This window comes from Streptomyces sp. NPDC046881, assembly GCF_040645015.1.
Taxonomy (GTDB): domain Bacteria; phylum Actinomycetota; class Actinomycetes; order Streptomycetales; family Streptomycetaceae; genus Streptomyces.
This window is the reverse complement of the sequence record NZ_JBEYXJ010000017.1, coordinates 87,677-110,730: the sequence shown is the minus strand read 5'-3', so window position 1 is coordinate 110,730 and position 23,054 is coordinate 87,677. Positions and strand designations below refer to the sequence as shown.

General features: G+C 73.7%; 20 protein-coding genes and 1 pseudogene. 6 read left to right on the top strand and 15 right to left on the bottom strand.

Annotated elements, in window-relative coordinates; translation table 11 throughout:
- Positions 1 to 594 (top strand): annotated as a pseudogene (locus ABZ923_RS11670) (YncE family protein); the annotation flags it as partial.
- 62 nt (positions 595 to 656) lie between these two features.
- On the opposite strand, the gene ABZ923_RS11665 reads toward ABZ923_RS11670, so the two are convergent.
- On the bottom strand, positions 657 to 2,513 hold the full coding sequence (locus ABZ923_RS11665; protein ID WP_361469935.1) for an endoglycosylceramidase: 1,857 nt from the start codon (positions 2,511 to 2,513) through the stop codon (positions 657 to 659).
- Between the two features lie 74 nt (positions 2,514 to 2,587).
- Positions 2,588 to 4,570, bottom strand: a complete 1,983-nt coding sequence (locus tag ABZ923_RS11660; protein ID WP_361469934.1) for a translation factor GTPase family protein — start codon at positions 4,568 to 4,570, stop codon at positions 2,588 to 2,590.
- 194 nt (positions 4,571 to 4,764) lie between these two features.
- Between ABZ923_RS11660 and ABZ923_RS11655 the strand changes: the two genes are divergently transcribed.
- Positions 4,765 to 5,877 carry an XdhC/CoxI family protein gene (locus ABZ923_RS11655; RefSeq protein ID WP_361469932.1) on the top strand — a complete coding sequence of 371 codons (1,113 nt, stop codon included), beginning with the start codon at positions 4,765 to 4,767 and terminating at the stop codon, positions 5,875 to 5,877.
- 59 nt (positions 5,878 to 5,936) lie between these two features.
- On the opposite strand, the gene ABZ923_RS11650 is transcribed toward ABZ923_RS11655, so the two are convergent.
- The 5 genes from ABZ923_RS11650 to ABZ923_RS11630 form a co-directional block, all read right to left on the bottom strand.
- Positions 5,937 to 6,533, bottom strand: a complete 597-nt coding sequence (locus ABZ923_RS11650; RefSeq protein WP_361469930.1) for a GNAT family N-acetyltransferase — start codon at positions 6,531 to 6,533, stop codon at positions 5,937 to 5,939.
- A gap of 7 nt (positions 6,534 to 6,540) precedes the next feature.
- Complete coding sequence (locus tag ABZ923_RS11645) at positions 6,541 to 7,056, bottom strand: metallophosphoesterase (RefSeq protein ID WP_361469928.1); 516 nt, start codon at positions 7,054 to 7,056, stop codon at positions 6,541 to 6,543.
- Between the two features lie 9 nt (positions 7,057 to 7,065).
- Entirely contained in the window at positions 7,066 to 8,076 is a 1,011-nt protein-coding gene (locus tag ABZ923_RS11640; RefSeq protein ID WP_361469927.1) for an SDR family oxidoreductase, read from the bottom strand.
- Positions 8,077 to 8,142: 66 nt separating this feature from the next.
- Positions 8,143 to 9,252, bottom strand: coding sequence for an enolase C-terminal domain-like protein (locus tag ABZ923_RS11635; protein ID WP_361469925.1), 1,110 nt, complete (start codon positions 9,250 to 9,252; stop codon positions 8,143 to 8,145).
- A gap of 2 nt (positions 9,253 to 9,254) precedes the next feature.
- Positions 9,255 to 12,290 carry an FAD-linked oxidase C-terminal domain-containing protein gene (locus ABZ923_RS11630; RefSeq protein ID WP_361469924.1) on the bottom strand — a complete coding sequence of 1,012 codons (3,036 nt, stop codon included), beginning with the start codon at positions 12,288 to 12,290 and terminating at the stop codon, positions 9,255 to 9,257.
- 133 nt (positions 12,291 to 12,423) lie between these two features.
- Here ABZ923_RS11630 and ABZ923_RS11625 point away from each other — a divergent pair, with 133 nt between their 5' ends.
- Together ABZ923_RS11625 and ABZ923_RS11620 are read left to right on the top strand one after the other, a co-directional pair.
- Positions 12,424 to 12,861: a MarR family transcriptional regulator gene (locus ABZ923_RS11625; protein ID WP_361469922.1), complete on the top strand. Its 438-nt coding sequence runs from the start codon at positions 12,424 to 12,426 to the stop codon at positions 12,859 to 12,861.
- A 108-nt stretch (positions 12,862 to 12,969) separates the two neighbouring features.
- The gene (locus ABZ923_RS11620; protein WP_361469920.1) at positions 12,970 to 13,554 is read left to right on the top strand and encodes a hydrolase; all 585 of its coding nucleotides are present in this window, start codon (positions 12,970 to 12,972) and stop codon (positions 13,552 to 13,554) included.
- Positions 13,555 to 13,563: 9 nt separating this feature from the next.
- On the opposite strand, the gene ABZ923_RS11615 is transcribed toward ABZ923_RS11620, so the two are convergent.
- Both ABZ923_RS11615 and ABZ923_RS11610 read right to left on the bottom strand, forming a co-directional pair.
- Positions 13,564 to 13,749 carry a hypothetical protein gene (locus ABZ923_RS11615; RefSeq protein ID WP_361469919.1) on the bottom strand — a complete coding sequence of 62 codons (186 nt, stop codon included), beginning with the start codon at positions 13,747 to 13,749 and terminating at the stop codon, positions 13,564 to 13,566.
- A 127-nt stretch (positions 13,750 to 13,876) separates the two neighbouring features.
- Positions 13,877 to 14,245 (bottom strand): DUF6479 family protein, encoded by a 369-nt coding sequence (locus ABZ923_RS11610; RefSeq protein WP_361469918.1) that lies wholly within the window; start codon positions 14,243 to 14,245, stop codon positions 13,877 to 13,879.
- A gap of 96 nt (positions 14,246 to 14,341) precedes the next feature.
- On the opposite strand from ABZ923_RS11610, the gene ctaD reads away from it, so the two are divergent.
- Both ctaD and ABZ923_RS11600 read left to right on the top strand, forming a co-directional pair.
- Entirely contained in the window at positions 14,342 to 16,024 is a 1,683-nt protein-coding gene (gene ctaD, locus ABZ923_RS11605) for a cytochrome c oxidase subunit I (protein WP_361469916.1), read from the top strand.
- Entirely contained in the window at positions 16,021 to 16,404 is a 384-nt protein-coding gene (locus ABZ923_RS11600) for a cytochrome c oxidase subunit 4 (protein WP_361469914.1), read from the top strand. The genes ctaD and ABZ923_RS11600 overlap by 4 nt, the downstream gene beginning before the upstream one ends.
- Here the strand turns inward: ABZ923_RS11600 and ABZ923_RS11595 are convergent.
- From ABZ923_RS11595 to ABZ923_RS11570, 6 genes are all read right to left on the bottom strand, one after another.
- The gene (locus tag ABZ923_RS11595; protein ID WP_361469912.1) at positions 16,340 to 17,836 is read right to left on the bottom strand and encodes a cytochrome bc complex cytochrome b subunit; all 1,497 of its coding nucleotides are present in this window, start codon (positions 17,834 to 17,836) and stop codon (positions 16,340 to 16,342) included. The genes ABZ923_RS11600 and ABZ923_RS11595 overlap by 65 nt on opposite strands.
- Entirely contained in the window at positions 17,833 to 18,108 is a 276-nt protein-coding gene (locus tag ABZ923_RS11590; protein WP_361469910.1) for a hypothetical protein, read from the bottom strand. Before ABZ923_RS11590 ends, ABZ923_RS11595 begins: the two co-directional genes overlap by 4 nt.
- Before the next feature lie 80 nt (positions 18,109 to 18,188).
- Positions 18,189 to 20,636 carry a SpoIIE family protein phosphatase gene (locus tag ABZ923_RS11585; protein ID WP_361469909.1) on the bottom strand — a complete coding sequence of 816 codons (2,448 nt, stop codon included), beginning with the start codon at positions 20,634 to 20,636 and terminating at the stop codon, positions 18,189 to 18,191.
- Positions 20,637 to 20,830: 194 nt separating this feature from the next.
- A complete protein-coding gene (locus ABZ923_RS11580; protein WP_361469907.1) occupies positions 20,831 to 22,081 on the bottom strand; it encodes an MFS transporter in 1,251 nt (416 codons plus the stop codon).
- Positions 22,078 to 22,656, bottom strand: coding sequence for a GNAT family N-acetyltransferase (locus tag ABZ923_RS11575; RefSeq protein ID WP_361469905.1), 579 nt, complete (start codon positions 22,654 to 22,656; stop codon positions 22,078 to 22,080). The genes ABZ923_RS11580 and ABZ923_RS11575 overlap by 4 nt, the downstream gene beginning before the upstream one ends.
- A gap of 129 nt (positions 22,657 to 22,785) precedes the next feature.
- Entirely contained in the window at positions 22,786 to 22,989 is a 204-nt protein-coding gene (locus tag ABZ923_RS11570) for an MbtH family NRPS accessory protein (protein WP_132785699.1), read from the bottom strand.
- Positions 22,990 to 23,054: the final 65 nt, after the last annotated feature.

Sequence of the window (23,054 nt, the reverse complement as noted above, 5' to 3'; positions counted from 1 at the left end):
ACCAAGGGCGACCGGCGCATCACGGTCGTGGACGCGACGACGTACCGGCAGGTCGAGGTCGTCGACATGCGGCAGCGGCTGGACGCGTTCGGGCTGAAGGACTTCTCCGACGCGGTCCGCCCGGCCGTCTTCTCCCCCGACGAGTCCAAGCTGTACTTCCAGGTGTCGTTCTTCAACGGCTTCCTGGAGTACGACGTCGCCACCGACAAGATCACCCGGATGAAGACGCTGCCGAAGAACCCGGCGACCAGCGAGGACCGCACCACCTGGGTCAACGACTCGCGCCACCACGGCATCTCGATGAACCCCGGGGGCACCAAGCTGTGCGTGGCGGGCACCATGGACGACTACGCGACCGTGGTCGACCGCGCCTCCCTCCAGGAGGGCCCGCTGGTGACGACGTCCAAGCCGTACTGGGCGACGGTCAGCGGCGACGGCAAGGACTGCGTCGTCTCCGAGAGCGGTGCCGACCAGGTGACGGCGATCGACTTCGCCACCGGCCGGAAGGTGACGTCGGTCCCGGTCGGCGACCACCCGCAGCGGGTCCGGCTGGGCCGGGTGCAGGACGGCTGGACCGGCCCCGCCGGCAGCTGACGCCCCACCGGGCCGTGGCCTCCGGGATGCCCCCACTCACCCCGGAGGCCACACCGCTGCCGTCAGAAGCGCGCCGCCGCCCAGGCGGCCAGCTCGGCCTTCGCCGCGGCCAGCAGGTCCGCCGAGGGGGCGGTGGCGCCGTTGGTGACCAGGGCGTAGTGCAGGACGCCGGAGTCCGCGTCGGTGAGCAGCAGCCGGCGGCTGCCCGTACCGCCCGGCTCCGGGGCCGCGGCGACCGGGGTGGCGGAGGTGTACGCGGGCGGGCCGTGGACCGTGCCGAGGTCGGAGACGACCGTGGTGGCGGCGGTCGGGAAGGACGCCGGCAGGTGCAGCTCGGTGGGCGCGGTGCCGTCGCCGGAGCGCCACACGAGCAGCCCGTACCGGCCCGTGCCGACGAGCTTCGCCGTGTTCGGCAGGGAGCCGGGTACCGGGTTCCAGGTGAGGGTGGTGGAGCCGTCGCGGGAGCGGTCCTCGTAGGTGAAGGCGAGGGCGGTGCCGGCCGTGGCGCCCGGGTAGAGGCGGTCCAGGAGGCGGGCGTCCTGGCGCAGGACGGCGTTCCCGGAGTCGTCGAGCCGTACCGCCGACAGGTCCTCGTCGTTCCAGGCGTCCCCGGCGGTGAGCACCTTGCCGGGGTTGCCGTTCATCAGCTCGTGGTGCCGGCCGTTGTAGAGGTCCCACTGCCACTGGGTGCCGGACAGCACCGGCCCGGAGGCGGCCGGCCGCGCCCACCAGCTCGCGCCGGGCAGGCGGGAGTCGAGGGCCTGGTACATGGCCTTCACGACGGTCGGCGCCTTGTCGGCGACCGTGCCGGACAGGGGGTGGCCGAACTCGCCGGCCACGGCCGCGGTGCCGGCGGCCGCGGCCCGGTCGCGGACGGCGGCGAAGTCGGCGGCGTACTGGCCGTCGGCCGCCTTGCCCCACATGAGGATGCCGGAGATGGCCTTCTGGTCGTAGAAGTGGGTGTTGAAGACGTAGTCCGGGCCGAGCGTGCCCGCGTCGAGGAGGCCGCCCTCCTGTTTCTGGGTGGAGATGTTGGCGTTCCAGAAGAGGTTCGGCTCGACGAGGGCGGGCTTGTCCTGCCAGCCGGCGGCGTCCATGCGGGCCCGGAACCGCACGTAGAACGGCCAGAGCAGGTCGCGTTCCCAGGTGCGGGAGGTCTGCCCGGGGTCGTAGCCGCCGGCGTACGGCTCGTTGTACGGGTCGAAGCCGGCGATGCCCGCGAACTGCGCCGCGCTCAGGTGCCGGCGCAGATGGGCCATGGTGCTCCGGGCGGTGGCCAGGAAGGCGTCCTGCAGGCCGTGGGCGTTGTGCCAGAAGTCGTACTGGGCCTTCTGCACGGCCGTGTTCTGGGTGATGTTCTGGCCCCAGAACAGGCAGATGCCGCAGGACTCCTTGGGGTAACTCCCGGCGTCCACCGCCCACTGGGGAGCGCCGTCGCCGGTGTACCAGCTGCCGGTGTCGAACAGGTACCGGGAGAAGAGGTCCTGGTGGAAGTCGGGGTAGACCCGGATGCCCGCGTCCAGGAAGGCGCGCATCTGGTCGGTGGCGGCGTCCAGGTAGGCGGTGTCCACCTGGCCGCGTACCGGCTCGGCGTGCGCCCAGGAGAGCAGGAAGCGGACCGCGTTGCCGCCGCCGAGGGCGCGCAGCGCGGCCGCGGCCTTGCGGGCGTCGGCGGCGGAGGCGAAGGGCAGGCCGCCGTTCTCCTCCAGTTTGGTCTCGCCGGAGACGTTGTAGCCGCGCAGGACGATCTCGCGGCCCTGGCCGTCGGCGAACCGGCCGTCCCGCACGGTCAGCGCGGTGCCGTCGAACCAGAGGGAGTCGGAAGGGGTGGCGGCGGTGGCGGGCGGGACTCCCGCCACCGTCAGGGATCCGCTCAGGACGACCAGCACGGCCAGCAGACGTACCCGAAGATTCGGCATGTCCACCACAGTCCGGCCTGATCCGGGCAGCGTCAACAGCTTCTGACTCCCGAGTAAGTTGACTAATGGTCAGCTCACTCGCCGACCCGGCGCATGAAGCTCAGCAGGTACTCCTGCCGGTTCAGCGGGTTGTGGTCGGTGCGCGGCCGCTCGGGGACCGTGCCGCGGGTCACCGGCGCGTAGTGGTCGAAGGCCGTCTCCAGCTCCCCCTCGCCCCGGGTCAGCCCCGGCAGCCGCTGTTCCAGCGCGTGCACCCGGGCGGCCGGGACGATGCCCTCCAGTACGCAGACCGCGGCGTGCGTGCCGGTGCTCTCCGGTACCGCGCCGAGCCGGGCCAGCACCGGCAGCAGCGCGCCGAGCGTGTCGGCCGGCGCCTCCAGCCGGAAGCGGTGCACCGGCTCGTGCACCAGGGTGCCGGCCCGGCGCAGCGCCTCGGTCAGGACCAGCGGGGTCAGGCCCCGGAAGTCGTAGCCGGTGCTCGACATGCTCTTGTCGAAGCCCTGGTGCGCGTGGCTCTGCCGGGGCGAGTAGCCCGAGTGGGTCATGGTCACCGTGCAGTCGGTGACCTGCCAGCCGTGCAGTCCCTGGCCGAGCGTCTCCCGGACGGTGTCCTCGACGGCCTTGAAGAAGGCGTACGGCATCGAGCCCAGCTCCACCTCCCGCCGGAAGGTCACGCCCGCGCCGGGCGGGGCGGGGTCGACGCGCAGGCCGACGGTGGCGAGGAAGGGGTTGTCGTCCTTCTTGTTGTACTCGACGGCGTGCCCGCTGCCGACCGGGCGTTCGACGCACAGGGTCGTCGTCTCGCGGAAGGTGACGGCCAGGCCGTACTCGTCGGCGAGGGTGGCCTGGACGACCTCCTTCTGCACCTCGCCGTAGAGGGACACGGAGGTCTCCCCCCGCAGCTCGTCGTGGCGGACGCCGATGAGCGGGTCCTGCTCGGCGAGCTGGGTGAGCGCCAGGTGCAGCGAGCGCCGGTCCGCGCCGGGGCCGGGGACGACGACCGTCTCCAGGGTGGGCGGCGCGAAGTGGTGCTGGTACGACCGGTTCGGGACGCCGAGCGCGTCACCGATCCGGATGCCGCCGAGGCCCCACACCTTGACGATCCGGCCCGCGCCGGCGCTGTCCGCGCGCGTGTCCGTGCCGCGTTCGAAGACGGTCAGCGCGGTCACGCGTCCCTCCTCGCCGGTGCCCCGGCGGCCGTCGCCGAACACGATGCGGTCGCGGACGCGCAGGGTGCCGGAGAAGAGCCGCGCATAGGCCGCCTTCTCCCCCGCCGGACCACGCTCGATCTTGAAGACGGTGCCCGACAGCGGGCCGTCCGGGTCGCCGGCGGCCGTGGGCAGCAGCCGTTCGATCCCGGCGATCAGCTCGGGCACGCCGGCGCCGGTGATCGCGGAGCCGAAGTACACCGGGTGGACGGACGCGCTCCGGGTCTGGGCGGCGAGGGCGCGGCGCAGCCGGCCCGCGGGGACACCGCCGTCGAGGTAGGCGGCGAGCAGGCCGTCGTCCCGGTCCGCCAGCGCCTCCAGCGCGGCCGGGCCGAGGCCGGGGCGGAAGCGGGCGGCCCGCGTGCCGAGCCCCGCGGCCGTCCCCATCGGGACGAGCGGTACGGCCAGCCGCCGGGCCATCTGACGGAGCACGGCGGCGTCCCGGGCGCCACGCCGGTCGATCTTGTTGACGAAGACGAGGGTGGGGATGCGCAGCCGGCGCAGGGTGCGCATCAGCACCCGGGTCTGCGCCTGGACGCCCTCGACCGCGGAGACGACCAGGACGGCACCGTCGAGCACGTCGAGCACCCGCTCCACCTCGGCGATGAAGTCGGGGTGGCCGGGGGTGTCGATGAGGTTGACGGTGACGCGGTCGAGCGGGAACGACACGACGGCGGACCTGATGGTGATGCCGCGCTGCCGCTCCAGTGCGAGGGTGTCGGTGGTGGTGCTGCCGGCGTCGACGCTGCCGATCTCGTCGATCACTCCGGCGGTGTGCAGGAGCCGTTCGGTCAGGCTCGTCTTACCCGCGTCGACATGGGCCAGGATTCCCAGATTGAGCAGAGGCACGAAGTGTCATGTCCTTGAGAGAGTGGGCGATTCCTTCCGGGCTGGACATGAACGGTGCGCGCATGATCGCTCCTGGTGGGCTCGGGAACTCGACCGGTGCAGTGCAGCAGAACGGCGACGGCACCACCAACGGATTTACGTTCAACAAATGCCGTGCCGGGTGCGGCCGTGACAGGTGAGCCGAGGAGCGGACGATGCGTGAGATTCTCGCGGTGCTGGACCGGTGGTACGCCGCCCGGGTGCCGTTCGGGCTGGCCACGGTCGTCTCGGTCAGCCGCAGCGCGCCCCGCGGGCCCGGCGCCGCGCTGGCGGTCGGCCCGGACGGCGAGGTGGTCGGCAGCGTCTCCGGCGGCTGTGTGGAGGGCGCGGTGTTCGAGCTGGCCCAAGAGGCCGTCGAGACCGGCGCGGTCCGGCTGGAGACGTTCGGCTACAGCGACGAGGACGCCTTCGCGGTCGGCCTCACCTGCGGCGGTGAGATCACCGTCCTGGTGCGGCCGGTGACCCCGGCCCGGGATCCGGTGTTCGGCGCGGTCGCCGCGTCCGTCGCGAGCGGTGAGCCGGTCACCGCGGCCGTCGTGGTCGACGGGCCGGCGCCGCGCGGAGCCACCCTCGCGGTGTGGCCGCGGACGGCCGCCGGCAGCCTGGGCACGCGGGGGCTGGACGCGGCCGTCGCCGCCGACGCGCGCGGCGAACTCGCCCTCGGCGTGACCGGCCTGAGGCACTACGGGCCGCACGGGGAGCGGCGCGAGGACACGGTCACGGTGTTCCTGCACTCCTTCGCGCCGCCGCCGCGCATGCTGGTGTTCGGCGCCATCGACTACGCCGCGGCCGTGGCCCGGCTCGGGGACTTCCTCGGCTACCGGGTGACCGTGTGCGACGCCCGGCCGGTGTTCGCCACGCCCCGGCGGTTCCCGGAGGGCGTGGAGGTCGTCGTGGACTGGCCGCACCGGTACCTGCGCGGCACGCGCACCGACGAGCGGACGGTGGTCTGCGTCCTGACCCACGACCCGAAGTTCGACGTGCCGGTGCTGCGGGAGGCGCTGCGCCGCCCGGCCGCGTACATCGGGGCGATGGGCAGCCGGCGCACCCACGAGGACCGGCTCCGCCGCCTGGCCGAGTCCGGCCTCACCGACGAGGAACTGTCCCGCCTGCGCTCCCCGGTCGGCCTGGACCTCGGCGCCCGTACGCCGGAGGAGGTGGCGGTGTCGGTGGCGGCGGAGATCGTGGCGCTGCGGTGGGGAGGCAGCGGGGCGCCGCTCAGCAGGACGAGCGGCGCGATCCATCCGCGCGGGTGGTCCGACGCCTAGGAAGAGGGTCCCCTCAGCCGGCGTCGGCGCGAGGATCTACTCGTCCGTCCCCGCCCGTGCTACTCGGGGTCTCCGGCCACCCGCGCGTGCAGGTGCTGGTCGTGCCAGCCGTCGGCGTGCAGCAGGGCGCTGCGCTGGGTGCCCTCGAAGGTGAAGCCGGCCTTCTCGGCCACCCGGCAGGAGGCAGGGTTGGCCGTCGAGTGGCACAGGACCAGCCGGTGTAGGCCCAGGTCGGTGAGGGCCCAGCGGCCGAGCCGCCGGGTCGCCGCGACCGCGAGGCCGCCGCCGCGCGCCTCGGGCAGCACCCAGTAGACGACCTCGGCGGTGCCGCCCGCCAGGTCGACGTCGTTGAGGCCGGCGAGCCCGACGGCGGCGCCGCCGCGCGGGGCGATGGCCCAGACCGCCCCCGTCTCGTCCCGCCGGCGCGCGTGCAGGCGCTCGATCCGGGTGCGGGCCTCGGCCCGGCTGCCGACGGAGAAGAGGTTCCAGTGGCTGATCGCCGTGTCCTGCCCCGCGGTGTGCAGGGCGTCGGCGTCGGCGTCGTCCAGGCGCCAGGGCCGCAGTTCCAGGCCGCCGGACAGCGGCAGCACGGGCTGCGCCCCGGCGGCGAGCCGGCCGGCGGGTACGACGGCGGGTATGCCGGGTCCGGAAGTCACGCGGTGATCATGCCACGGCCCGTCCCCGCTGCGGCAGGCGGTGCAGGGTGACGTCCGTGAGCGCCCGGCCGGCGACGGTCGCCGTCAGGTAGGTGCAGTGGGGCTGACGGCGGCGGTCTGTCGGCGAGCCGGGGTTGAGCAGGCGCAGCCCGGTGGGGGCGGTGGTGTCCCAGGGGATGTGGCTGTGCCCGAAGACCAGGACGTCCAGGTCCGGGAAGCGCGCGGCGCAGCGGGCCTCGCGGCCCTGTGCGGGCCCGGTCTCGTGGACGACGCCGAAGCGCAGGCCACCCAGTTCGGCGTACGCCACCTCGGGCAGCCGGGCGCGCAGCTCGGGCCCGTCGTTGTTGCCGTACACGCCGACCAGCCGGCGGCTGCGGCTCTCCAGCAGGTCGAGGGTGGCGGTGTCGACCCAGTCCCCGGCGTGGAACACCACGTCCGCGCGCGGGAGTTCGGCGAGCAGCTGCTCGGGGAGCCGCTTGGCCCGCTTGGGCAGGTGCGTGTCGGACATCAGCAGGAGGCGCACAGCGTCAGCCTAGGCGGCCCGGGACGCGAGGCGGCGGTAGCCGCGTACCGCGCCCAGCGCCGCGGCGCCCGCCCCGAGGGCGGTGGCCGCGGGGTGCCGGACCAGGGTCTCCTGCCAGGAGCGGGCGTGCGCGCTGTCGTCGAAGGAGCCGTGCGCGCCCTGGTCCTCGGCGGGGTCCCGGTCGACCGGTGTGAAGAGGTTGTCCAGACCGGTGGGCGGGATGCGGTCGGTCTGCTGGGAGTCGAAGCCGGTGCGGGCCAGGTAGCGGTCGAGGAGGGCCGGGAAGAGCCGGTTGGCCCAGATGGTGGCCACGGTGGTGGCGCCGATGTAGTACTGCTTGCGGCCCGGGTGGTCGGCGGCGTAGGCCACGCCCCGCGCGGCCACCTCGGGCTGGTAGATCGGCGGGACCGGCATGGGGTGCTTGGACAGCCGGGAGCGGACCCACTCGAACTGGGGGGTGTTGACCGCGGGCATCTGGGCGACGGTGACGCGCACGTTGCTGCCCCGGTGCAGCAGTTCGGTGCGCAGCGAGGAGGTGAAGCCGTTGATGGCGTGCTTGGCGCCGCAGTACGCGGACTGCAGTGGGATCGACCGTTCCCCGAGCGCGGAGCCGACCTGCACGATCGTGCCGCGGTCGCGGGGCAGCATGCGCTTGAGGGCCGAGCGGGTGCCGTTGACGAAGCCGAGGTAGGTGACCTCGGTGATCCGCTGGTACTCCTCGGGGGTGATCTCCTCGAAGGGCGCGAAGACGCTGGCGAAGGCGCAGTTGATCCAGACGTCGATCGGGCCGAACTCCTTCTCCGCGGCCTCGGCGACGGCCTCCGTCTGGGCCGGGTCGGCCACGTCGGCGGGCCGTACCAGGGGGCGTCCGCCGAGCGCCGCGACCTCGTCGGCCGCCGCCTCCAGGCCGCCTTCGCCGCGCGCGACCAGGACGACGTCGGCGCCGCGCCGGGCGTACAGGCGGGCGGTGGCGCGGCCGATGCCGGCGCTGGCACCGGTGATGACGACGGTCGGGGACATGCTCATCTCCTCATCTGCGGTCTCGGGACGCGGTCGCGGAACACGGTTGCGTGACGCGGTTCCGGCTCACTCCGCCCGGTACGGCGCGGCCCGCTCCTCCACGAGGGTCAGGCCGAGGCCGGGCGCCCCCTCGGCGCCCGGGGTGATGCTGCCGCCGCCGGGGTCGAGGACGCCGTCGAACAGGAGCCGCTCGATGCGCACGTGGTCGTGGAACCACTCCAGGTGGCGCAGGTTGGGCACGACGGCGGCGACATGGGCGTGGGCGTGGGGGGCGCAGTGCCCGGAGACGTCGATCCCGCGCGCGTGGGCGAGCGCGGCGGCGCGCAGCCAGACGGTGATGCCGCCGCACCGGGTGACGTCGGCCTGGAGGCAGTCGACGGCTCCGGCGGCCAGCATGTGCTCGAAGTAGGCGAGGGTGTAGCCGTACTCGCCGGCGGTGACGTCGATCGGGGTGCGGGCGCGGACGTCGGCGAGGGTGGTGAGGTGGTCGGAGGAGACGGGTTCCTCGAACCAGGTGACGCCGTGGTCGGCGAGCGGGCCGGCGATCCGGACGGCCTGGCCGGCGGTGTAGCCGCCGTTGGCGTCGACGTACAGCTCGGCGGTGTCGCCCACGGTGGCCCGCGCGCGGGCGACGCGTTCCAGGTCGCGTTCCTCCCGGGTGCCCCACGACTCCCCGATCTTGATCTTGACGCGGGGGATGCCCTCGTCCTCGGCCCAGCCGCGCAGCTGGCGCTCCTGCCGGGCGGCGTCGTAGGTGGTGAAGCCGCCGCTGCCGTAGACGGGCACGTCGTCGCGGGCGGCGCCGAGCAGGTGGACGAGGGGCAGGCCGAGCAGGCGCGCCTTGAGGTCCCACAGGGCGATGTCGACGGCGGCGATCGCCTGGGCGGCCACGCCGGGCAGTCCGGCGTTGCGCACGGCCCGGCACATCCGCTCGTTGGCGCGCGGCACGTCGTGGGCGGACAAGCCGGTGACGGTGCCGGCGAGCAGTTCGCGGACGAGGTGGGCGGTGGCGGCGGGCGCGTAGGTGTAGCCGAGCCCGGTGGTGGTGCCGGCGCGGACGGTGACCAGGACGAGGGTGGTCTTGTCCCAGGCGAGGGTGCCGTCCGCCTCGGGGGTGTCGGTGGGCACGGTGTAGACGGCGGTGTCCACGGCCTCGACGGCCGGCTGGTCGCTCATGGTCACCTCCGCAGCTGCCGCAGCCCGCCCACGGCGCCCAGGGCGAGGGCGGCCACGGTGGCGGCCGTCGCCCAGCGGGCCGTACGGGACGGCCCGGCGGGGCGGTCGGCCAGCCGCTCGGGGCGGTCGCTGGGGAGGTTGCCGTCGAGGGCGAGCGCCAGGACCTCGGCGAGGTGCAGGGCGCGGCGGCCGGTGCCGCCCTGCTCGATCTGGGTGCGGCAGCTGAAGCCGTCGGCGAGGACCAGGCTGTCCGGGGCGGCGCCGCGGACGGCGGGCAGGACGCCCTGTTCGGCGACGGCCATGGACACCTCGTGGTGGCCGCGTTCGAAGCCGAAGTTCCCGGCCAGGCCGCAGCAGCCCTCGTCGAGGACCTCGGCGTCGAGGTGGACCCGGCGCATCAGTTCGCGGTCGGCGTCGAACTTCATGACGGCGTGCTGGTGGCAGTGGGTCTGCACGGTCGCCTGCCGGGCGAGCTGCGGGGGCCGCCAGTCGTCGGGGGCGTGGTGGACGAGCTGTTCGGCGAAGGTGCGGGTCTGTGCGGCGAGCCGCTCCGCGTCCTGGTCGCCGGGCAGCAGCTCGGGGGCGTCGGAGCGGAAGACGGCCGTGCAGGAGGGTTCCAGGCCGATGACCGGGGTGCCGGCCTCCAGATGGGGGCGCAGGACGTCGAGGGTGTGGCGCAGCACCCTCTTGGCCGTGGGCAGTTGGCCGGTGGAGATCCAGGTGAGGCCGCAGCACACCGGCCGGGTGGGGACGGCGACCCGGAAGCCGGCGTCCTCCAGGACCCGGACGGCCGACCGGGCGATGGACGGGTGGAAGTAGGTGCTGAAGGTGTCGGGCCACAGCACGACGGTGCGCGGGTCGGCCGGGTCGGGCTCCTCCCGGCCGCGCGCCCGCCACCACTGGAGGAAGGACTCCTCGGCGAACAGGGGTGCCGGGCGGGCCTCGTCGATCCCGGCCAGCCGCTTGCCCAGGCGGGCGAGGCCGGGCGCGTGGAGCGCCGAGTTGACCAGGGCGGGAGCGGTCCGGGACAGCCGGGCCCAGAGGGGCAGCCAGCCCATGGAGTAGTGGGCCATGGGACGCAGCCGTCCCTCGTAGTGGTGGGACATGAACTCGGCCTTCAGGGTGGCCATGTCGACGCCGGTCGGGCAGTCGGACTTGCAGCCCTTGCAGGCCAGGCAGAGGTCGAGCGCGTCGTGCACGGCGGTGGAGCGCCAGCCGTCCTTGATCGCGGAGTCGGCGTGCCCGTCGAGCATCTCGAACAGCAGCCGGGCCCGGCCGCGCGTGGAGTGTTCCTCCTCCATGGTGGCCCGGTACGAGGGGCACATGACGCCGCCGGAGTGGCCGCGGCAGTTGCCGATGCCGACGCAGCGCATCACCGCGCGGTTGAAGGAGTGCTCGTCCTCGGGGAAGCCGAAGTGGGTCGCCGGGGTGTCCGGCCGCCAGGCCGGGCCGAGCCGCAGCTGCCCGTCGACCGGGTTGGGGTGGACGACCTTGCCGGGGTTCATCCGGTTGCCCGGGTCGAAGAGCGCCTTCAGCTCGCCGAACGCGGTGACGAGCCGTTCCCCGAACATCCGGGTGAGCAGCTCGCCGCGGGACTGGCCGTCCCCGTGCTCGCCTGAGAGGGAGCCGCCGTAGGAGGAGACGAGGTCGGCGGCGCGTTCCAGGAAGCGCCGGAAGCCGGCCACGCCCTCGGCGGTCCGCAGCCCGAAGGGGATGCGGGTGTGGACGCAGCCCTGCCCGAAGTGGCCGTACAGGGAGGGGTGGCCGTAGTCGAACTCCTGGAACAGCCGCTTGAGGTCGCGCAGGTAGTCGCCGAGGCGTTCGGGCGGTACGGCGGAGTCCTCCCAGCCCTCCCAGGTCTCCCGGTCGTCCGGCGGGCGGGCGGTGACGCCGAGGCCGGCCTCGCGGGCCTTGAGCATCTTCTCCTCGCGCGCGGGGTCGTCGGAGAAGGCGACGTTCGCGTCCTTCTCGTCGCGGCCGACGGCGCGCAGCAGATCGTGCGCCTGGGCGTCGACGTCCTCCTGGCTGTCGCCGCTGTACTGCACCAGCAGCCAGCTGTCGCCCTCGGGCAGTACGGCGAGGGAGTCCAGGTAGGCGCCCTCCTCGCGCATCAGCTGGGCCATGCGCCCGTCCAGGGCCTCCAGCTGGCTGGGCGAGCAGTGCTCCAGCAGGCGGGGTACGTCGTCGGCGGCGGCGCAGATGTCGTCGTAGCCGAGGACGAGCAGGGACTTGTACGACGGTACGGGCACGAGGTCGAGTTCGGCGCGCAGGACGGTGACCAGGGTGCCCTCGCTGCCGACGAGGGCCTTGGCGACGTCGAAGCCGTTCTCGGGCAGCAGGGAGTCGAGGTTGTAGCCGGAGACGCGGCGGGGGATGTCGGGGTAGCCGCGGCGGATGTCGGCCAGGTACTCGGTGGCGATGCGGTCGAGGCCGGCGTAGATCTCCGCGAGCCGGCCGCCGCCGGCGATGATGCGCGCGCGTTCGTCGGGCGGAGTGGGGCCGACCCAGGCGCGCTGCCCGTCGTAGGTGAGGATCTCCAGGCGCCGGACGTTGTCGACGGTCTTGCCGTAGGCCTGGGCGGAGCCGCCGCAGGAGTTGTTGCCGATCATGCCGCCGAGCGCGCAGTGGCTGTGGGTGGACGGCTTCGGGCCGAACTGGAGCCGGTGGCGGGCGAGGTGCCGGTTCAGCTCGTCCAGGACGATGCCGGGCTCCACCACGCAGGTGCGCCGTTCGGGGTCGACGGAGATCACCCCGGTGCAGTACTTGCTCCAGTCGATCACCACGGCGGTGTTCGTGGACTGCCCGGCCAGACTGGTGCCGCCGCCCCGGGAGAGGACGGGGGCGTCGAAGCGTGCGCACACCGACACCGCGCGGGCGCCCGCCTCCACGGTGCGGGGCACGACGACACCCAGCGGGACCTGCCGGTAGTTCGAACCGTCCGTGGCGTAGGCGCCGCGGCTGCCGGCGTCGAAGCGGACTTCGCCGTCCACCTCGTCCCGGAGTGCCGCCTCCAGGCCGGACCTGTCCGGAGGGGTCATCTGCGCTCCTCTAGCTCAGTCGGGTTCACCGCCGTGCTGCGTCGTCCGGGGCCGCGAGTACCCCGGCAGACCGACAGCCAAAACTGAACAGTCCAGACTGGACAGTTTCGACTGTCGGCCCTAGTCTGGCGGCATGGCCGACATCTCCGACTCCGCCGCCCGCGCCGCCCGCGATCTGCGCGTGGTCTTCAGCAGGCTGCGGCGCCGCATCCGCGAGGTGGCGCAGGACGCCGACCTCAGCCCGTCGCAGGAGTCGGCGCTCACCCTGGTCGGCAAGCACGGCGCGGCCACGGCCAGCGCGCTCGCCGCCGCCGAGGGGGTGCGCCCGCAGTCCATGGCGACCACGCTGGCCGCCCTGGAGCAGCACGGGCTGATCCGCCGCGCCCCCGACCCCGACGACGGCCGCCGCCAGCTGGTCACGCTGACCGACGGCGGCCGGGCCCGCATCGAGGGCAACCGGCAGGTCCGTGAGGAGTGGCTGGCCCGCGCCTTCCAGGACCGCTACACCGAGCAGGAGCGGCAGACGGTCCTCGCGGCGCTGGAGCTGATGGACCGGCTGTCCCGGCCGTGACACCGAGGCGCACCGCCCTGCCGTTCCCTCGGCCGGCACACCCCCGCGGTCCGCGCGGTCCCGAAGATTCCCGAGTTCTCTGATCTTTCCGAAAGGTCCGACCGACCCATGTCGCTCACCACGCTCGACCCCCGCACCGCGCTCGTCGCGATCGACCTCCAGCACGGCATCGTCGCCATGCCCACCCAGCCGTACCCGGGCCCCGACGTCGTCGCCCGCGCGGCCGGACTCGCCGACGCCTTCCGCTCCCACGGGCTGCCCGTGGTCCTGGTCCGGGTCTCCTTCGCGCCCGACGGGGCGGACGCCGTACCCGGCCGCACCGAGCGGGGGCCGCGCGGGCTCGCCTTCCCCGAGGGCTGGGACGTCGTCGTCGACGAACTGTCCGGGCACGCCGGTGACATCCGGGTCACCAAGCACAACTGGAGCGCCTTCCACGGCACCGACCTGGACCTCCAGCTGCGCCGCCGGGGCGTCACGCAGATCGTGCTGACCGGGATCGCGACCAGCATCGGCGTGGAGTCCACCGCCCGCGACGCCTACGCGCACGGCTACCACGTCACGCTCGCCACGGACGCCATGGCCGACGCCGACGCCGAGGCACACGTCAACAGCGTCGAGCGGATCTTCCCGCGGCTCGGCGAGACGGGCACGACCGCGGAGATCCTGGAGCTGCTCGCCAAGACCCGCGTCTGAGCGCAGGGGTCAGTCCTCGCCGCGCACGATGTTGTCCTCCGCGTCCGGGCCCTGCCGCTGCGCCGAGGCGCGGTCCAGGACGGCCGGCACGCAGGTGCGCACTCCCCGGTTCCGCAGGCGGTGGGCGGCGGCCCAGCCGGTCTCCGCGTCGGGTATGGCCGGTTTCTCGCTGGCATGCGCGGTCACGTCGTTCATCTTCCTTCTGCGCCCCGCTCGCTGCGGGGCCGTTCGCCGGGCCCGCCGGGGCCCGGGGCTGTGCGTCTGTGCCCGACCGGGTCCCCTGGCGGCCGGGCCCGCAAACACGGGCCCGGTCCGCGGCGGTTCAGGTCCGGCCGCCGCCGCCCCCGCCGAAGGACCCGCTGGAACCGGGCGACCAGCGGGGACGGCTCTGGTCGTCGGCGCGCTTGCTGCGGACGTTGCCGAGCTGGTGGGGGGTCAGGCGCTCGCCGTCGTCGGCCGCGCGCGGCACCTCGTCGGGCTCACGGACCTCACGTGTCTCGCGGACCGGCCCGGACGCCGGCAGCCTGGGCTGCTCCTCGGGGCGCGGCGGCGCCGGCTCCCTGTCCCGCACCTTGGCGCCCAGCCGGAAGGCGTAGATCAGTCCCGCGACGCAGGCCAGCCCGGCGAGCAGGATCAGGACGTATCCGAACACCTGAGCGCCGGTGGCCGCTTGGTACATGGCAGAGTTCATGACCGTCGGGTACCCGCCCGGGCGGCGGATACGACCGGATGTGTGCAGGGCGTGGCGTGACCGGCCCCTCGGTCACCGCGAGTAACCTCGCCCGGGATGACCGATCTGCCAGATGTGCCGGAAACGTTCGAGATCGTCACGCGTTACACGGCCCCCGCCCCGCGCCCCGGCCGCGCGCTGCTGCGCTGGGCCACCACGACCGACCACAAGGTGATCGGCCGGCTCTACATGGTCACGGCGTTCTGCTTCTTCCTGCTGGCCGGACTGCTGGCGCTGGGCATGCGCGCCGAACTCGCCCGGCCGGGGCTGCAGTTGCTGAGCAAGCAGGGCTACGACGAGTTCGTCACCATCCACGGCACGATCATGATGCTGCTGTTCGCGACCCCGATGTTCGCCGGGTTCGCGAACGCGGTGATGCCGCTGCAGATCGGCGCCCCGGATCTGGCCCTGCCCCGGCTGAACGCCCTGTCGTACTGGATGTACCTGTTCGGCGGGCTGATGGTGGTGTCGGGGTTCCTGGTGCCGGACGGGGCGGCCGCGTTCGGCTGGTTCGCGTACGCGCCGCTGAACAGCGCCTACTTCTCCCCCGGCGCGGGCGGCGACCTGTGGGCGATGGGCCTGGTGGTGAGCGGGGTGTCCACGACCCTGACCGCGGTCAACTTCATCACCACGATCCTGACCCTGCGCGCCCCGGGTCTGACGATGTTCCGGATGCCCATGTTCACCTGGAACGTACTGTTCACCTCGATCCTGATCCTGCCCGCGTTCCCGGTGCTCACCGCCGCGCTGCTGGCACTGGAGGCGGACCGCAAGTTCGGTGCGCACGTCTTCGACGCGTCGAACGGAGGGGCGCTGCTGTGGCAGCACCTGTTCTGGTTCTTCGGGCACCCCGAGGTCTACATCGTGGCACTGCCGTTCTTCGGGATCATCTCCGAGATCATCCCGGTGTTCTCCCGCAAGCCGCTGTTCGGGTACGTGCCGATGATCGGGGCGACGACCTCGATCACCATGCTGTCCGCGGTGGTGTGGGCTCACCACATGTTCGCCACCGGGGCGGTGCTGCTGCCGTTCTTCTCCATCATGTCGTTCCTGATCGCGGTGCCCACGGGCATCAAGTTCTTCGCGTGGATCGGGACCATGGTCAACGGGTCGGTCTCGTTCGAGACGCCGATGCTGTGGTCGATGGGCTTCCTGGTGTCCTTCCTGCTGGGCGGGCTGAGCGGGGTGCTGATCGCCTCGCCGCCCCTGGACTTCCACCTCACCGACAGCTACTTCATCGTGGCGCACCTGCACTACGTGCTGTTCGGCACGGTGGTGTTCGCGATGTTCGCCGGCTTCTACTTCTGGTGGCCGAAGTTCACCGGCAAGATGCTGGACGAACGGCTCGGCAAGATCCATTTCTGGCTGCTGTTCCCGGGGTTCCAGCTGACCTTCCTGGTGCAGCACTGGCTCGGCGAGCAGGGGATGCCCCGCCGGTACGCGGACTACCTCCCGGCGGACGGCTTCACCCTGCTGAACACCCTGTCCTCTCTGGGCGCGTTGCTGCTGGGCGTCTCCACGCTGCCGTTCCTGTACAACGTCTGGCGCACGGCCGTCCGGGGCGAGCGGGTCACCCTGGACGATCCCTGGGGGTGGGGACGCGGCCTGGAGTGGGCGACGGCGTGTCCGCCCCCGCGGCACAACTTCGTGGCGCTGCCGCGCATCCGCTCCGAGTCACCCGCCTTCGACCTGCACCACCCGGAGATCGAGCAGCCGCCCGGAGAGGAGCGGGTCCGGTGAAGACGGAGGCGTGGCTGTTCGGCGGGGTGGCGTGCTTCTTCGGCGGTTCCGCCGCCCTGTACGGGGTGTGGTCGCAGGACGAGACCGGCACGGTCGTGCTGGTCGTGGCGTGCGCGATGGCGGCGCTGGTCGCCTTCTTCTGCCTGATCCAGTACCGGCGCCGGGGCAGCCGCGCGCAGGACCGCACGGAGGCCGAGGTGGTGGACGCGGCCGGACCGGTGGCGTTCTTCCCCGACGAGAGCGGCTGGCCGATCGTCACCGCGCTCGGTTTCGCGGTGACCGCGAGCGGTGTGGTCTTCGGGTTGTGGCTGTTCCTCATCGGTCTGGGGATCCTGGCTCGCGGGGTCTGCGGGATGGTGTTCCAGTACGCGCACCGGTGAGGGACCGGCGCGGGGCGCCCGGCCGGAACGACGTGACGGGCTCGTGGCCGGAGTCGTAGCCGCCGCTGACGGTCTGCCGGATCTCGCCGGTCGGCACCCCCTCGTCGAGCCGCTCCCGCTCCGCCGCGGTCAGGGCCCGGCACAGCCACCGGGTCACCAGGAACGCCAGGACGGGCGCCACGACCAGTCCGATGCGCAGCACCCAGGTGATGCCGTTGACGGAGACGCGGAAGGTCTGGGCGATGACGTCGTTGCCGCCGGCGATCACCAGCACGCCGTAGAACACCGTGCCCGCCACGCCGAGGCCGGTGCGGACGGGGCGCTCACGCGGCCGGTCGCACAGGTGCTGCTCGTGCCGCCACTCCCCGGTCAGGCGCTGCTCCACGAACGGGTAGGCGTAGAGCACGGCGAACAGCAGGGCGGGCAGGACGACGGCCGGCAGCAGCACGTTCCACATGAACGTGTGCCCGGCGACGTTCGTCTCCCAGGGGGGCACCAGCCGCAGCGCGCCCTCGAGGAAGCCGACGTACCAGTCGGGCTGGGAGGCGGTGGAGACCTGGTCGGGGCGGTAGGGGCCGTACTTCCAGACCGGGTTGACCTGGGCGAGGCCGGCGAGCAGCGCCAGGACGCCGAAGACGGTGAGGGACAGGCCCGCGGAGGTGGCGGAGAACTGCGGGTACATCGGCTTGCCGACGGCGTTGCGACGGGAGTGGCCGGGGCCGCGCCACTGGGTGTGTTTGAGGTGGAACACCAGGATCAGGTGCACGGTGACCAGGCCGATGAGCAGGCCGGGCAGCAGCAGGATGTGCAGCGGGTACAGCCGGGTGATGATGTCGTGGCCCGGGTACTGGCCGCCGACCGCGAAGAAGGCCACGTAGGTGCCGACCACCGGCAGGGACAGCATGATGCCCTGGGCGATGCGCAGCCCGGTGCCGGAGAGCAGGTCGTCGGGGAGCGAGTAGCCGGCGAAGCCCTCGGCGAGGGAGGCCACGAACAGGGTCAGCCCGATCACCCAGTTCAGCTCGCGGGGCCGGCGGAACGCTCCGGTGAAGAAGATCCGCAGCATGTGCAGGCCGATCGCGGCGACGAAGACCAGCGCCGCCCAGTGGTGGGTCTGCCGCATCAGCAGGCCGCCGCGCACGTCGAAGCTGATGCGCAGGGTGGAGTCGAAGGCGGCCGACATGCGCACCCCGCGCAGCGGCACGTAGGACCCCGCGTACACGACCTCGCGCATCTCCGGCTCGAAGAACAGGGTGAGCCACACCCCGGTCAGGATCAGCACCACCAGGCTGTACAGGGCGAGTTCGCCCAGCAGGAAGGACCAGTGCTCCGGGAACGCCTTGCGCAGCAGCGAACCGCCCTCGGTGAGCGGCAGCCGCGCGTCCAGGGCCGTGGCGGCGCGCTCGGCGCGGCGGGCGCCGCCGCCCTTCACCGGTCGTCCTGGGCCGCGGCCGCCCGTTCCACCTCGGCTTCGACCTCGCGGCGCGGCCGGCCGGTCTCCTTGGCGTACTCGCTCACCGCGGTCTGCACATCGCGGGCCAGGTCCCGCCAGGCGCGCAGGGCGGTCTCGTAGGTGCCCGACTGGGCGCCCGTCATCCGCCGCTCGGCCGGCGGGCCGTAGGCGTCGCGCAGTTCCTCGACCATGGTGTGGGCCGCTGCGGCCGCACGCTGCTTCTGCACGAGTTCTTCGAAGGTGTGTGCCACATCAACCGACCCTAGGCACGAGGGCCGGAGCACGCCTCCCCAGCCTGTCTGAACGGCGTTCCCGGGCACCCGAGTGGGGGTCAGCCGTCGGGGACGAGGTCCGCCCAGACCTGTTTGCCGCCGCTGACCGGGACCGTCCCCCAGGCATCCGACACGGCCTCCACCAGCAGGATGCCCCGGCCGCCGGTGGCCTCCCAGCCGATGCTGGTGGGCTTCACCGGGCTGCGCGGGGAGGTGTCGGCCACGGCGAGCCGCAGCCGGTGGTTGACCAGGCTGAGGTCGAGCCGGACCTGCCCGCCGGTGTGCACCAGGGCGTTGGTGACGAGTTCGGAGACGACCAGCAGGGCCGTGTCGAGCGTGTCCGGGGACACGCCCCAGGCGCGCAGGGTGCGCCGGGTGAAACGGCGGGCGTGCCGGACCGCCTCGGGCACCCGCCACACCGTCCAGCTCTCCCGCAGCGGCCGTACGGCCATCCCGTCGTAGCGCACCAGCAGCAGCGCCACGTCGTCGCCGCGGTGGGCGCCGGAGAGCAGGGCGTCGGCGACCAGGCCGAGGTGGGCCGGGTCGGCGGCGGACAGCCGGCGGGCCATCCGGTCCATGCCGGCGTCCAGGTCGACGCCGGGATGCTCCACCAGTCCGTCGGTGGTCAGCGCGAGGACGGTGCCGGGCTGGAGCCGCAGCGGGGTCATCGGGAACTCGGCCTGGGCGAGCACGCCGAGCGGCGGACCGCCCTCGGCCTGCACGATCTCCGCCGTGCCGTCCGGGTGACGCAGCACCGGCTGCAGGTGTCCGGCGCGCACGCACCAGGCGGTGCCCTGTTCGATGTCGACGTCGACGTAGGCGCAGGTGGCGAAGAGGTCGGTCTCCATATCCAGCAGCAGCCGGTTGGCGTGCGCGACGACCACGTCCGGGGTGTGGCCCTCGGCGGCGTAGGCGCGCAGCGCGGTGCGCATCTGGCCCATCAGGGTGGCGGCGCCCGCGTTGTGCCCCTGGACGTCGCCGATGACGAGGGCGACGTGGTTGTCGGCGAGCGGGATCACGTCGTACCAGTCGCCGCCGACCTCCAGGCCCGCGGTGGTGGGCAGGTAGCGGGCGACGGCGACCGCGCCGGGCAGCTTGGGCAGGCGGCGGGGCAGCAGGGTGCGCTGGAGCATGCCGACGAGTTCGTGCTCGGCATCGAAGGCGTGGGCGCGCAGCAGGGCCTGGCCGGCGAGGCCGGCGCAGGCGGTGAGCAGGGCGCGCTCGTCGGGGGCGAACTCGTGCGGGCGGTCCCAGCCGACCAGACAGGCGCCGGCCATGCGGCTGCCGGCGGGCAGCGGCAGCACGGCCAGGCCGCCCGGGCCGACCTCGGCGAGGGCGGGCTCCAGGGGGCTGCCGGCGGGCCAGATCCGGGCCCGGCCCTCGCGCAGCGCGGCGGCCAGGGTGGGCATGGCGCGCACCGGCGCGTCGGGCCACTCGGTGCGCCACTCGCTGCGCCACACCTCGGGCCAGGCCTCGGGTTCGGGCGGGTCGAGGACGGTGACGACCAGCCGGTCGTTCTCCAGTTCGGCCAGCGCGATCCGGTCGGCCTGCAGCGGCTCCCGCACGGCGGCCACGACGGCCTGGCCGACGTCCTTGACGGTGCCGGCCATGGCGAGGGCGGCGGCCAGGCGCTGCACCCGCGCCACGTCGGTGACGTCGGAGCGCAGCGTGGAGGCGTCGGCGACGGTGCCGACCAGCCGGGCGGTGCGGCCCTCCCCGCCGGGCAGCAGCCGGCCGCGCAGCCGCAGCCACTTGGGCGGTCCGGCGGACTGCAGGATGCGGAACTCCAGCTCGCGGTCGCCGATGGACATGTGGTCGGCCTCGACCACGGACATCAGGGCGGGCAGGTCCTCGGGCACCGCGCGGCCGAGCAGGGTCTCCACCCGGCCGTCGAAGTCGTCCCGGTCGATCCCGAACAGCCGCAGGATGGCCTCGCCGACCTCGACCCGGCCGGTGTCCATGGCCAGGCTGAAGGCGTCCTCCGGCAGCTCGCCGGTCTCGCCCGCGGCGGCCGGCGCGGGGACGGCGACCGCGCCGGCGATCAGCTCCAGGCAGGCCCGGTCGTCGCTGCCGAAGCCGCCGGGGTGCTCGCCGACCGCGACCAGGCAGCCGGCGCCCGCCGGGCGGAGCGGCAGGACGGCCATGGAGAAGTCCGGGGACGGGGTGCGGCGCGCGTCCGGGCAGCCGGCCAGTTCGGCGGGGTCCAGCCACCGCGGGCGTCCGGTGCGGTGCGCCTCGGCGACCGGGGAGCCACCGGTGACCGGGTAGCAGTCGCGCAGGCCGTACAGGGTGCGGGGCAGGCCCGCCGACTCGGTCAGGCAGAGCTGGGCGGGATCCTCGCCGGGCGTGTACACCCCGGCGAAGGACGCACCGGCGAACACGAGCGCCTGTTCGAGGAGGCGGCGGAGCCGGTCGGGGGTGTCCGGGGACGCCGTCAGCGAGGCGAGGGCGACCTCGACACGCTCCGGCGCCGTTCTCGTCCCGCTGACCGCAGCGCCCTCACTCACCACCTCGCCATTACAGCGCGTATGAGCCGCCTGCGCAGCCCCTGTGACCGCGGGCCGACGACCGCGCGGCGTCTGGTGCGTGCTCTCGGCGTGCCGGGTGCAGTCCCTCGTACTGGACGTACTTGGGTCTGCGCCCGGTGCGGCGAGAGTGCGTGCCAGGCGTCGCGGGGCAGGAGGGACTTTGCGGACACGGCCTAGGTGGACATGGTCCGGATGCCCTTGCTCAGGGTGGCCGTCAGTGCGGCGGCCGTGACCAGGGCGGGGAAGACGAGTGTGGCCGGGACCGGGCTCCAGCGGGCCAGCAGCGCGCCGGCCAGGGCGGGGGCGAGCGCGGCGGCCGAGCCGGCGGCGAGCAGGACGCCGCCGACCACGCGTCCCTGGAGGTGGTCGGGGGTGACGGCGGCCTGGTGGGCGAAGAGGGCGGCGTTCGCCGTGGGCCCGAGGAACACGGCGGCGGCCAGCGGTACGGCGGCCGCCAGCGTGCCGGCCAGCAGCGCGCCGACCGTCATCAGCGCGGCGGTCGTCCAGCACAGCAGCGTGATCAGGACGGGCAGCCGCAGCCGCCGCTGGAGGGCCGGGGCGGCGAGGGCGCCGAGGAGACCGCCGAGCGCGAAGATCGTGCCGGCGAGTCCGACCACGGCCGGGGACACGCCGGCCCGGCGCAGCGCGAGGGTCATCGCGAAGATCATGCCGGTGAAGGCCATGTTCAGCGGAGCGGCGATCACCAGCAGGGCGCGCAGGAACGGGTGCCCCAGCAGGAAGCGCAGGCCCTGCACGGTGGACGCGCCGACGGGCGGGGCGGCCTCGCGCCGGGGCTGCTGGAGGGGGCTGCGGATACGGCAGACGGCCACCAGGGAGAGCAGGAAGCTGAGCGCGTTGCCGAGGAAGGGCAGGGCCCGGCCGAGCCCGAACAGCAGGCCGCCCAGTGGCGGGCCGGCCAGTGAGACGCCGTAGGTCCGCGCCTCGTTGCGGGCGACGGCGGAGGTCAGCTGGTCCGGGCGGACCAGGTTGCGCACGCTCGCGTGCTCGGCGGTGCTGAAGACGGCCGTGGCGGCGGAGCCGACGACCACCACCGCGAGGATCACGGGCAGGCCGGCCCTGCCGGTGACGACCGCCCAGCCCAGCAGGGCGTACCCGGCGAGCCGCAGCGCGTCGCAGGCGATCATCAGCCGGCGCCGGTCGGCACGGTCGGCGAGGACCCCGGCCGGCAGCCGGCACACCAGGGCGGTGACCAGCCCGACGGTGCCGACCAGTCCGGCCCGGGCCGGCGATCCGGTCTGCTGCAGCACCAGCAGCGGCAGCGCGAGGTCCACCATGGCACCGCCCAGATCGGACAGGCACTGCCCGGCCCACAGCAGGGTGAAGTCCCGGTTCCGCCACAGGCTGCCCGTCCGCTCGCCGTCCGCGGCCCCGGCGGCCCCCTCGCTGACCGAGGCCCGCGTCATACGGCCTCCTCACGCCGGACGGCCCCGCCGGCACCGTCCGCGACCTCTGCCGTCCCGTCCGGTGCCGCACCCAGCCCCGTGGGGATGACCAGCAGCTTCGTCACCGTGCCGTCGTCGGCGACGATGTCGCGGACGTGGCGGAAGCCGAGCCGGCGGCACATGCTCAGACTGGCGGTGTTCCCGGCGCCGACCATGCCGTAGGCCTCGGTGAGGCCGAGGTTGTCGGCGGCGTGGCGCAGCAGGCCGCGGACGGCCTCGCCGCCCAGGCCGTGGCCCCAGTAGGCGGGGGCGAGCGCGGTGACGAGTTCGTGGCCGTCGACGTTGCCGGTCGGTTTCACCTCGGCGTGTCCGACGTAGCCGCCCGCGTGCCACAGGCCCCACACGTCGAAGCGGCGCGAGGGGTAGACGTCGGTGAGGATGGCCTGGAAGAGGGCGCGGATCTCCGGTTCGGGCACGAGGTCCTGGCCCATCCAGCGGCACACCTCCGCGTCGCGCAGCAGCGCGACGAAGGCGTCCTCGTGCTCGGGCCGGTAGGGCAGGAACTCCAGGCGTTCGGTGCGCAGGACGGGGGTCATGGCGGCTCCTCGGAAGTGGCGTGGTGCGGTGGGGGCCGAGGGCGGTGGGGCGCCGGGACGGCGGCACGTGGGGGTGGTTCGGGTGCCGGGCCGGCCTTGTGCGAGGCCGGCCCGGCGGGTGTGTGGCGGTCAGGCGCCGGCGTTCTCCATGCGCTCGCGCAGGCTCCTGGGCCGCATGTCGGTCCAGACCTCGTCGACGTAGGCGGAGCACTCGGCCTCGGTGCCCTCCTTGCCGACCGGCTGCCAGCCGGCGGGCACCTCGATGTCGACGGGCCAGAGGGAGTACTGCTCCTCGTCGTTGCGCAGCACCTGGTAGCGGGTGTTCTCGTCCATGTCGGGTCCCTTCGTCGTCCGGTTCGGGTGGGCGGTGATCGGTGGGGCCCGCGGTGGTGAGCGGG

Bases quoted from the DNA above. Each gene is read 5' to 3' on its own strand.
- ABZ923_RS11575 (WP_361469905.1), bottom strand. From the start codon at position 22,656: ATGACCCCCGTCCTGCGCACCGAACGCCTGGAGTTCCTGCCCTACCGG.
- ABZ923_RS11625 (WP_361469922.1), top strand. From the start codon at position 12,424: ATGGCCGACATCTCCGACTCCGCCGCCCGCGCCGCCCGCGATCTGCGC.
- ABZ923_RS11635 (WP_361469925.1), bottom strand. From the start codon at position 9,252: ATGAGCGACCAGCCGGCCGTCGAGGCCGTGGACACCGCCGTCTACACC.
- ctaD (WP_361469916.1), top strand. From the start codon at position 14,342: ATGACCGATCTGCCAGATGTGCCGGAAACGTTCGAGATCGTCACGCGT.
- ABZ923_RS11640 (WP_361469927.1), bottom strand. From the start codon at position 8,076: ATGTCCCCGACCGTCGTCATCACCGGTGCCAGCGCCGGCATCGGCCGC.
- ABZ923_RS11655 (WP_361469932.1), top strand. From the start codon at position 4,765: ATGCGTGAGATTCTCGCGGTGCTGGACCGGTGGTACGCCGCCCGGGTG.
- ABZ923_RS11665 (WP_361469935.1), bottom strand. From the start codon at position 2,513: ATGCCGAATCTTCGGGTACGTCTGCTGGCCGTGCTGGTCGTCCTGAGC.
- ABZ923_RS11630 (WP_361469924.1), bottom strand. From the start codon at position 12,290: ATGACCCCTCCGGACAGGTCCGGCCTGGAGGCGGCACTCCGGGACGAG.
- ABZ923_RS11580 (WP_361469907.1), bottom strand. From the start codon at position 22,081: ATGACGCGGGCCTCGGTCAGCGAGGGGGCCGCCGGGGCCGCGGACGGC.
- ABZ923_RS11620 (WP_361469920.1), top strand. From the start codon at position 12,970: ATGTCGCTCACCACGCTCGACCCCCGCACCGCGCTCGTCGCGATCGAC.
- ABZ923_RS11570 (WP_132785699.1), bottom strand. From the start codon at position 22,989: ATGGACGAGAACACCCGCTACCAGGTGCTGCGCAACGACGAGGAGCAG.
- ABZ923_RS11615 (WP_361469919.1), bottom strand. From the start codon at position 13,749: ATGAACGACGTGACCGCGCATGCCAGCGAGAAACCGGCCATACCCGAC.
- ABZ923_RS11610 (WP_361469918.1), bottom strand. From the start codon at position 14,245: ATGAACTCTGCCATGTACCAAGCGGCCACCGGCGCTCAGGTGTTCGGA.